Source organism: Pseudomonas sp. K8 (genome assembly GCF_014889455.1).
GTDB classification, from domain to species: Bacteria; Pseudomonadota; Gammaproteobacteria; order Pseudomonadales; family Pseudomonadaceae; genus Aquipseudomonas; species Aquipseudomonas veronii.
In genome coordinates this window covers 296803-306479 of record NZ_VJWO01000001.1, presented here as the reverse complement: position 1 = coordinate 306479, position 9677 = coordinate 296803, and the positions used below count along the sequence as shown (strand labels likewise).

The following is a 9677-nucleotide window of genomic DNA, read 5'->3' as shown; positions in this document are numbered from 1 at the left end:
GGATCAGCCAAACAATGACTGACTGACACTCCCTCATCGGGGGCAAGCCCCTTCCCACATTGGATTGGGTTTACAGCTCAAGGGCTGGGCAGGTTGTCGGCCCGGTAATGCATGAAGGGTATTGAAGATGTCCCTGTTCAAATACCTCTAAAGAACAACCGGATCAAATGTGGGAGGGGGCTTGCCCCCGATGGGGGGGATCAGCCAAACAATGACTGACTGACACTCCCTCATCGGGGGCAAGCCCCTTCCCACATTGGATTGGGTTTACAGCTCAAGGGCTGGGCAGGTTGTCGGCCCGGTAATGCATGAAGGGTATTGAAGATGTCCCTGTTCAAATACCTCTAAAGAACAACCGGATCAAATGTGGGAGGGGGCTTGCCCCCGATGGGGGGGATCAGCCAAACAATGACTGACTGACACTCCCTCATCGGGGGCAAGCCCCTTCCCACATTGGATTGGGTTTACAGCTCAAGGGCTGGGCAGGTTGTCGGCCCGGTAATGCATGAAGGGTATTGAAGATGTCCCTGTTCAAATACCTCTAAAGCACAACCGGATCAAATGTGGGAGGGGGCTTGCCCCCGATGGGGGGATCAGCCAAACAATGACTGACTGACACTCCCTCATCGGGGCAAGCCCCTTCCCACATTGGATTGGGTTTACAGCTCAAGGGCTGGGCAGGTTGTCGGCCCGGTAATGCATGAAGGGTATTGAAGATGTCCCTGTTCAAATACCTCTAAAGAACAACCGGATCAAATGTGGGAGGGGGCTTGCCCCCGATGGGGGGGATCAGCCAAACAATGACTGACACTCCCTCATCAGGAGCAAGCCCCCTCCCACATTTGATCCGGTTCGACTTAAGCCTTGCGTATCAGCAGTTGTGCGTCGATATCCCTGCGCTTCAAGGTCTTGCCCGCCCGCGAAGGCGGCTGGCAAATCCCACACACATACTGCTGCGCCGGTGCGTGTGAATGGGCAACGAATTCGCCGGAGCAGCACGAGCAGCGGATCAGTTCAAGCATGTCGCTTTCGAAAAAACGCACCAGGGTCCAGGCGCGGGTAAGTCCCAGCACCAGTTCTCCTTCCTGGTCACCCACCTGTTCCAGGTACAGGCGATAGGCTTTGACGAAGGAGTCGATACGGTGCCCACTGATTTCCATCAGGCTGCGATAGATACCGTAGAACAGCGACGAGTGAATGTTCGGCAGCCATGTCACGAACCAGTCGGTGGAGAAGGGCAGCATGCCTTTGGGGGGTGAGGCGCCGCGAACTTCCTTGTAGAGCCGGATCAATCGACCTCGGCTCAGCGACGTTTCCGTTTCCAGCACCTGCAGCCGTGCGCCCAGTTCAATCAGTTCGATTGCCAGTTGCACTTGCTGCATTTCGGTGACCAGGCTTTTGTCTGACATGGATCAGCCTTCCCCGATGCGCAAATCGCCCGTGCGGTCGGCGGCGGCCATCAGCAGTGCGGAATGAATTTCCACCATGCCCAGTTCGCGCGCGTTACCCAGCACCCGGGATAGCCGATCGGTCTCTTCGAACACCGGACGACAAATCAACTGGTTGACTCGCGCCAGTTGGGTCATTTGCTTGCTGCTGAGTTTGGTCAACAGGTCAGCCATTTGCTCGCTGAGTTTCAGGCGAAAAATCGCGATCTCACGGTCTTTGCGCAATAGGTTTTGGGCCAGTAATAAATACGAAAGATTCAGGTCCTGGATGTCTTCAAGCTCAGTGTTGGTATTTGGCAACTTTCTACCCCTCCCGTTGGGTACTACAGTTCGGCACACCTAGTGGTGCGACCTCTGGCAGACAGTGCTGCAAATCGACAAGTACTAAAGTCAGGCTTTTATAGTTGTACAGCGAGTGCCTGGTTGTAGCGTTACTCGGTTATCCATGCTCCCGGCCATCTGCTCAAAGGCCGTGAATACCGATTTTTTATTTTTTTTTAAAGTATCAAGTAATCTGTACGATAACAGACTGAGGAATGTTATTTCTTGTCTGTTTTCAGTGCTTTACTGTACATAATCGATAGTTTCATAATTATGTGTCTCGCGTAGATACAACGTGTAGGTATTTGTTATTTTTTTCGATACAAATAATGGCTTATTGGTATCACTTGGTTGGATGAGGCTCGGTAAGCCGTGTTTAAATTGCTCTTTTTGCGGTTGATCTGCATCAACTCGCCCAAATCATTTTGTCGCGCATGCAAAAACCAATTTACTTGTTCTTCCAGCGCCAGGATCTGGCTGAGTAATTCAAGCTTGTATTGCTGACCACTTGCATCAAGATCAACTTGGTCCTGCGCGCGGCGTAAGTAAGCGGCGTCGATCAGCCCCTGGGACTTCAACGCGAAGATGCCGTCCCAATCGGCTTTTTTTGCGTATTCGAGCAGGCGTTGGGATTGTTCGAGCAGTTGTTCATAGGCGGCGATCAGTTGTGCTTGCATCATGTCTACCGCTCTTCCTCGATGTGCGAACCGATGGCCAGCCAGGCGGCGGCGACGTTTTCCAGTAACGTGGCGGCCGTGGTCAGTGCAGTCTCATCATTGTTCAGGTTTGCGCGAAGCAGCACACGAACCACGTAGTCGTAGAGTTGGTCCAGTTGTACGGCGATGTCACCTCCTTGTTCAAGGTCCAGCGAAGCGCGTAAACCCTGGCTGACGATATTGATTGCCTTGGTGATTGCCTTGCCTTTTTCGGCGGTATGGCCGGCCTGCATATGCAGGCGCGCGATACGGATCGAAGCCTGGTAACTGTCGAAGAGCATCACGATTCTTTGGTGAGGGGAGGCCGCCAAAATGCCGCTTTCTACGCCAACCTTGGCGTAGGCATTCGCGTCTCGAAGGGAACTCATCTGATTTGCTCCAGGTGTGGTCGTCAATCGCTGCTGTTAAGTGCATCGAACTGGGTCGTCAGGTAATCGGACGTGGAGTTGAGCGACGAGATCAAGGTGTCGAGCTGGGTGAACTCGTCGGTCCAGCGCGCCATCTCGGAGTCGATCAGCGCCTGCTTTTCGGCATAGCGCTCTTCAAGTTGCTCCAGTTTGGATTCCAGGCTGTCGGTCCTGGCGACGATCAGGCCACTGTCTTCGTCCAGGTAGTTGTCGAGGTCATCCGTCATTTGGCCAATGAAGCCGGAGGTGCCGTCGCTACCGATAAAGAACTCCGACACGGCGTCGATGTTGTCGGTGAGGGCGCTGGTCAGGGTGTCTTCGTCGATTTGCAGGGTGCCATCGACTTCCAGGGAAATGCCCAATTGCGACAGGTAGCTGAAGGTACCGCTGCCGATGGCGGTGTACAGGTCGCTGCTCAATTCCGTGCTGATGCGCCGGGTGGTTGAGTCGCCCAGCAATTCGCCCGCAGTGTCGGCATCCGCGTCGTAGGCGGTGAGGGTATCCACGCTGGAGACGTAACTGTTGTAGGCAGTGACGAACGCGGAGATGGCGTCGTAGATCGTGTCGGTGTCCTGGGAAATCGTCAGGGTTTGCGAGCTGCCGGTGGCGGACAGGTTCAGCGTGACGCCCTGCACTGCGTCTTCCACGGTGTTGCTTTGGCTGGTGATCGAGATGCCATTGAGCGTCAGTTCGGCGTCCAGCGCTTCCACGGTCTGGGTCATGTTGCCGCTGCTGCCGTCGTAGCCGAACAGGCTGGAGGCCTCGTCGGTGCTGTCGGTGCCGGTGTAGGTCACGGTCATTGCCGATTCGGTGCCGGTGCTGTCGGAAGTCAGCACCAGGCGGTACGGCGTGTCGCTGCCATCGTTGACGATCGAGGCGGTCACGCCGGCCCCCGAGGCGTTGATGGCGGTACGAATGCCTTCAAGGGTGTTGTTGCTGCTGTCCAGGGTGATCGACACCGCGCTCGCCGTGCCCACTTGCAGGGTCAGGGTGCCGGTGCCCAGAGCGGTAGTCTTGCTGGCGACGCCGTCGGTGCTCAGGCTTTGGGCCTGGGCCAACTGGGTCACTTGCAGCGTGTAGGTGCCGGCTTCGGCTTCGCTGGTGGTAGCGGCCGTGACGCCGCTGCCGGACAGGCTGGTGGTCAACGATTCATACAAGCTCGAGTCGGCCAGGGCTTCTGCCGCTGTTTGCAGTTCGGTCAGGGCGCTGGTCAGGGTGCCGTAGGCGGATATTTCCGCGTTGACCGAGGTTTCCTGGTTGGTGATGGGCGTCAGCAGACTGGTTTCCTTGGATTCCTCCAGGCTGGTCAGGATGCTGTCCAGGTCGAGCCCGGAGCCGACCCCGAGGGAGGTGATGGATGCAGTCGAGGTGGTGGAAGTCGTGGTTGCCATGTGAATGCCTGTCCTGGTTTGTGTTCACACTCGATGGGGTGCGGTTGAACCCAACATCGGCAAACGGCTGACCCGTCTTTAGGCGTGCCTCGGAGTTTTTTACACCTGCATGGCCATCACGTCTTTGTAGGCGCTGAGCAGACGGTTGCGTACCTGCACGCCCATCTGGAAGGCCACGCTGGCCTTTTGCGAATCGGCCATCACATCGCTCAGCGACACCGCCTCACTGCCGGCCTGGAAGGCGTTGGACTGGCGGGTGGCGGTCTGTTGCAACTGGTTGATGCGCTGCAAGGACGACTGCAACTCGCCGGCAAACCCCGTGGCCGGGGCGAAACGTTGCGTGCCGCTGCCTTCGGCCTGTTCGGCCAGCAGCGACAGTTGTTGCAGGGCGTTGGTCAGTGCGGACGAATTCATGCTGCAGGTTCCATTGGAAGCGATCAGGCCAGCAGGTTACCAAGCCTGCCTGCCTGCACATTCGCCCAATTGAGCACAAAAGCGGTGGCTTTTCCGGCGTTTAGCTTTTGGCATTTTCGCCAGAATGAAGCCCTGCCAGCTGTTCCTCTCTGCGAGGGGAGGCTGATCGACTAATAATACTGTTACCGGACTCTGCAATGTCTTTCGTACAGGCCCTACCCTCGCCATCGAGGTGTTCGTGAGTACCGCAGTCCTGGCCAAAGGCGCGCAAAAGAACCTGGCGACCCGTGCTCCAACCAAGCCGTTGGAGGCGTTGACCACGCTGTTTCGCAACCAGCCCCTGGTGCCTCTGCTGCTGGCGGCTGCCGCTGCGGTTGCCGTCGTGGTGGCGTTGCTGCTGTGGGCGCGCGAGCCGGAATATCGCGTGTTGTTTTCCGGGCTCGGCGAAGCGGACGGCGGACAAATCATCAGTGAGCTGGATAAGCGTGCGATTCCCTATCGCCTGAGCGAAGGCGGTAACACCATCCTGGTGCCCGGCGACAAGATGAACGCCCTGCGCCTGCAGCTGGCCGAGCAAGGTTTGCCCAAGGGCGGCAGCATCGGCTTCGAGTTGCTCGACAAGCAGGCCTTTGGCGTCAGCCAGTTCGCCGAACACCTCAACTACCAGCGCGGCCTTGAAGGCGAGCTGGCGCGCACCATCGAATCCCTGGGGCCGGTGGCCAAGGCGCGGGTGCATCTGGTGATGGCCAAGCAATCGGTATTCGTTCGCGACCGCGAGGCCGCGCGCGCCTCGGTGGTTCTGACCCTGCAACCCGGCCGTGAATTGGGGCAAAGCCAGGCCAGCGCGATTGTGCATCTGGTCACCTCCAGCGTGCCGGAACTGAGTGTCGATGCGGTAACCGTGGTCGACCAGAACGGGCGCCTGCTGTCCCAGGTCCACGGCGATACAACCGGCCCCGACGGCACGCAACTGGACTATGTGCATGAGATCGAGCGCTCCTACCAGCGGCGTATCGAAGACATCCTCACGCCGCTGCTCGGCAGCCAGAACGTGCATGCCCAGGTCGTTGCCCAAGTGGATTTCTCTACCCGCGAAAGCACCGCCGAACGCTATGCGCCCAACCAGGACAGCCATGAAGCGGCGGTGCGCAGCAAGCAAACCTCCGAACATGTGGTGGAAGGCGATGATGCCGGTCGCGGCGTGCCTGGCGCGCTGACCAACTCGCCGCCCAATACCCCGGCGCCGACCAAGGCCACCGCACCGACGCCGGCGGGCGGCACGGCAACCGCCGCCGATGCCAAGGCCAGCAAGCCGGCGAATGCCACTCAAAGCGAGCGGATGATCAACTACGAGGTCGACCGTAACGTCGAGCACGTCAAATCGAGCCTGGGCACGATCCAGCGCCTGACCACCGCCGTGGTCGTCAACTACCGCACGGTGCTCAAGGACGGCGCGCCGACCGCGGAGCCGCTGAGCAAGGAAGAGCTGGAGAACATCAATAACCTGGTGCGCCAGGCCATGGGCTTTACCGAAAGTCGTGGCGATGCGTTGCAAGTGATCAACAGCCCGTTCGTGACCGAAGACACCTCGGTCGCCGAGCCGCCATGGTGGAAAACCCCCGAGGCCTACAACCTGCTGATCAGTGGTTTGCGTTACCTGCTGGTGGCCTTTGCCGCGCTGCTGCTGTGGTGGCTGGTGCTGCGACCGATGCAACGGCGCAACGCCAGCCGAAACGCCCAGATGCTCGCGGCCAGTGCCGAGCCGGGCACCGCGCTGATGCCGACCAGCACCGGTACCAGCGTGGTGGTCGCCGGTCAGGACAATACGCCGCACACCCTGCCGCGCAAGTCGGCGGTGTACGAGCAGAACATGCAGAGCCTGCAACAGATTGCCGCCGAAGACCCGCGGCTGGTCGCCATGATCGTGCGCGGATGGATGAAGAAAAATGACTAGCAAAATGAACGGCTCGCGCCGCAGTGCGATTTTGCTGCTGTCCCTGGATGCCGACAGCGCGGCGGAAGTGTTCAAGTTCCTGCCCAGTGGCGATGTGGAAGCCATCAGCATGGAAATGGCGCGCCTGAGCCAGGTCTCCCATGAAGAAATGCGTCAGGTACTCGAAGAGTTCATGGACGAGACCGATCAATACGCGGCCATCAACATCCAGACCAGCGACCATATCCGCGCCGTGCTGACCAAGGCCCTGGGCAGCGAGCGTGCCGCCAGCCTGATCGACGACATCCTCGAAAGCACCAACACCGGCTCCGGCATCGACAAGCTGAACCTGATGGAGGCCTCGATGGTGGCCGAAATGATCCGCGACGAGCACCCGCAGATCATCGCGACCATCCTGGTCCACCTGGAGCGTCACCAGGCCTCCGACATCCTGCAATTGCTGCCCGACCGCCTGCGCAACGACATCATCCTGCGTATCGCCACCTTCAGCGGCGTGCAGCCGGTGGCGCTGCAGGAACTGACCGAAGTGCTCGGCGTGATGCTCGACGGTCAAAGCCTCAAGCGCAGCAAAATGGGCGGCGTGAGGACGGCGGCGGAGATCCTCAACCTGATGAGTTCCACCCACGAGGAACTGGCCATCGGCACGGTGCGTGAGCACAGCGAAGACCTGGCGCAGAAGATCCTCGACGAGATGTTCCTGTTCGAAAACCTGATCGACGTCGACGACCGCGGCATCCAGACCCTGCTGCAACAGGTGGAGCACAACTCCCTGGCGATCGCGCTCAAGGGCTCGCCGCCGGCGTTGCTCGAACGCTTCCTGCACAACATGTCCCAGCGTGCCGGGCAGTTGTTCCGCGAAGACATGGAAGCGCGCGGTCCTATCCGTATGTCGCAGATCGAAAACGAACAGAAGGCCATCCTCGCGGTGGTGCGGCGCTTGTCCGACAGCGGCGAAATCGTGACCGCGCGCGGTAATGACACTTATGTCTGATTGGCAGCCCTGGCAGATGGACCCGTTGGGCAGCCCTGCCTCGCCCGGCGATGATCCGCAGAGCAGCCACCGCGAGCGCGTGCGCAAGCAAGCCTTCCAGCGCAAGCTGGAGATGCAGGTGCTGCGGGAAAAGACCCTCGCCGAAGCCCAGCAGGTCGGCCATGCCCAAGGCGTGGAGCAGGGCTATGCACAAGGTTTGAGCGAAGGGCGCCAGGCCGCTGCCGTGGAGTTGCAACAGCAGGTGCGGCAGACGTTGCAACCGCTGCTGGAGCTGTGCCGTAACTTCGACGAGGCCCTCAAGGCGATGGATACGCACATTGTCCGCCAGTTGGTGGGCATTGCGCTGGAGGCCGCCCGACAATTGGCCGGTGATGCGCTGGCCGCCCAGCCGGAGCAGGTGCTGGTATTGGTCAAAAGCCTGCTCGACAGTGACCTTGAACTCACCGGCAAACCCAAGCTGTGGCTCCACCCGGAGGATCTGCAACGCGTCCAACACAGCCTCGGCGAGCAGATCGAAGCGGCAGGCTGGGTCTTGCATGCGGACTCGGCGATGTTGCCCGGCGGGTGCCGTGTGGTCAGCGCCGGCGGAGAGCTGGATGCCACGCGGCCTTCGCGGTTGGGCCTGCTCAATCGCAGCGTCGAGCGCACCCTGGATGAACAGCCATGAACGCGCACCTCGAGCGCTGGAGCCAGGTCCTGGCGTCGGTGCAGGGCAAGCCCTTGCAGGTCGCGCCGCACCTGCGCAGCGGGCGCATCACCCGCGCCACCGGGATGGTGCTGGAAGCGGTGGGCCTGCGTCTGCCGCTGGGAGGCGCCTGCCGTATTGAGCTGACGTCCCATGAAGGCGTATACGCCGAGGCTGAAGTGGTCGGCTTTGCCGGGGACACGTTGTACCTGATGCCCCTGGCGGAAATCCACGGCCTGCAACCGGGGGCGCGGGTGTTTGCCGCGCAGGACGGCCAGACCGGCGTCGGCGGCAATCGCAGTTTTCCCCTCGGCATGGCCTTGCTCGGCCGCGTGCTCGACAGCGGCGGCCAGCCCCTGGATGGTCGCGGCCCGCTGCTGGGCGCCCACCACGCCAGTCTGCACACCCAACCGCTCAACCCGCTCAAGCGTGCGCCGATCGACCGCCAGATCGACGTGGGCATCCGCGCCATCAATGCCTTGTTGTGTGTCGGGCGTGGCCAGCGCCTGGGCCTGTTTGCCGGTTCCGGCGTGGGCAAGTCGGTGCTGCTGGGCATGATGGCCCGCTACACCCAGGCCGATGTGATCGTGGTCGGGCTGATCGGCGAGCGGGGCCGCGAGGTACAGGACTTTATCGACAACATTCTCGGCGAAGACGGCCTGCGTCGCTCCGTGGTGGTCGCCGCGCCGGCCGATACCTCGCCGCTGCAACGCTTGCAGGGCGCGTTGTACGCCACGCGGGTGGCCGAGGACTTCCGCGACCAGGGCAAAGACGTGCTGCTGATCATGGATTCGCTGACCCGCTACGCCATGGCCCAGCGCGAAATCGCCCTGGCCGTGGGCGAGCCGCCGGCCACCAAGGGCTACCCGCCGTCGGTGTTCGCCAAGCTGCCCAAGCTGGTGGAACGTACCGGTAACGGGCCGCCCGGCGGCGGCTCGATCACTGCGTTTTACACGGTGCTCAGCGAAGGCGACGACCAGCAGGACCCGATTGCCGACTCGGCGCGGGCGATCCTCGACGGACACATTGTGCTGTCCCGGCACCTGGCCGAAAGCGGGCACTACCCGGCCATCGATATCGAAGCGTCGATCAGCCGGGCGATGACGGCCATTGCCAGCGACGCCCAGCAGCGCAAGGCGAATCAGCTCAAGCAGGCGCTGTCGCGCTACCAGCGCAATCGCGACCTGATCAGCGTGGGCGCCTACACCCAGGGCCACGACGCGCAACTCGACCGCGCGGTGGGTTTGTACCCGCATATCGAACGGTTCCTGCAGCAGCGCATCGACGACCGTGCCAGCGTTGACGAGACCCTGCACGGCCTGACCCTGTTGTTCCCCGGCAACTGACCTT

At 60.8% G+C, this 9677-nt stretch carries 10 protein-coding genes; 4 read left to right on the top strand and 6 right to left on the bottom strand.

Going from position 1 to position 9677, the window contains the following annotated elements; translation table 11 throughout:
- Positions 1 to 857: 857 nt before the first annotated feature.
- From flhC to fliE, 6 genes are all read right to left on the bottom strand, one after another.
- Positions 858 to 1409 carry a flagellar transcriptional regulator FlhC gene (flhC, locus tag INT12_RS01425; protein WP_169886127.1) on the bottom strand — a complete coding sequence of 184 codons (552 nt, stop codon included), beginning with the start codon at positions 1407 to 1409 and terminating at the stop codon, positions 858 to 860.
- A gap of 3 nt (positions 1410 to 1412) precedes the next feature.
- Positions 1413 to 1748 (bottom strand): flagellar transcriptional regulator FlhD, encoded by a 336-nt coding sequence (gene flhD / locus INT12_RS01420; RefSeq protein ID WP_046382128.1) that lies wholly within the window; start codon positions 1746 to 1748, stop codon positions 1413 to 1415.
- Positions 1749 to 2077: 329 nt separating this feature from the next.
- Positions 2078 to 2449 (bottom strand): flagellar protein FliT, encoded by a 372-nt coding sequence (fliT, locus tag INT12_RS01415; RefSeq protein ID WP_046382129.1) that lies wholly within the window; start codon positions 2447 to 2449, stop codon positions 2078 to 2080.
- A gap of 2 nt (positions 2450 to 2451) precedes the next feature.
- Positions 2452 to 2853, bottom strand: a complete 402-nt coding sequence (fliS, locus tag INT12_RS01410) for a flagellar export chaperone FliS (RefSeq protein WP_046382130.1) — start codon at positions 2851 to 2853, stop codon at positions 2452 to 2454.
- A gap of 23 nt (positions 2854 to 2876) precedes the next feature.
- Entirely contained in the window at positions 2877 to 4283 is a 1407-nt protein-coding gene (gene fliD / locus INT12_RS01405; RefSeq protein WP_169886125.1) for a flagellar filament capping protein FliD, read from the bottom strand.
- 99 nt (positions 4284 to 4382) lie between these two features.
- On the bottom strand, positions 4383 to 4697 hold the full coding sequence (fliE, locus tag INT12_RS01400; RefSeq protein WP_046382132.1) for a flagellar hook-basal body complex protein FliE: 315 nt from the start codon (positions 4695 to 4697) through the stop codon (positions 4383 to 4385).
- Between the two features lie 238 nt (positions 4698 to 4935).
- On the opposite strand from fliE, the gene fliF reads away from it, so the two are divergent.
- Genes fliF through fliI form a run of 4 tightly spaced genes read left to right on the top strand, consistent with a single transcriptional unit; the run spans position 4936 to position 9673 of the window.
- Positions 4936 to 6651, top strand: coding sequence for a flagellar basal-body MS-ring/collar protein FliF (gene fliF / locus INT12_RS01395; RefSeq protein ID WP_169886123.1), 1716 nt, complete (start codon positions 4936 to 4938; stop codon positions 6649 to 6651).
- Positions 6644 to 7642: a flagellar motor switch protein FliG gene (gene fliG, locus INT12_RS01390; protein WP_169886121.1), complete on the top strand. Its 999-nt coding sequence runs from the start codon at positions 6644 to 6646 to the stop codon at positions 7640 to 7642. Before fliF ends, fliG begins: the two co-directional genes overlap by 8 nt.
- Complete coding sequence (locus INT12_RS01385) at positions 7635 to 8309, top strand: flagellar assembly protein FliH (RefSeq protein WP_169886119.1); 675 nt, start codon at positions 7635 to 7637, stop codon at positions 8307 to 8309. The genes fliG and INT12_RS01385 overlap by 8 nt, the downstream gene beginning before the upstream one ends.
- Positions 8306 to 9673 (top strand): flagellar protein export ATPase FliI, encoded by a 1368-nt coding sequence (gene fliI / locus INT12_RS01380; protein WP_079444659.1) that lies wholly within the window; start codon positions 8306 to 8308, stop codon positions 9671 to 9673. The genes INT12_RS01385 and fliI overlap by 4 nt, the downstream gene beginning before the upstream one ends.
- Positions 9674 to 9677: the final 4 nt, after the last annotated feature.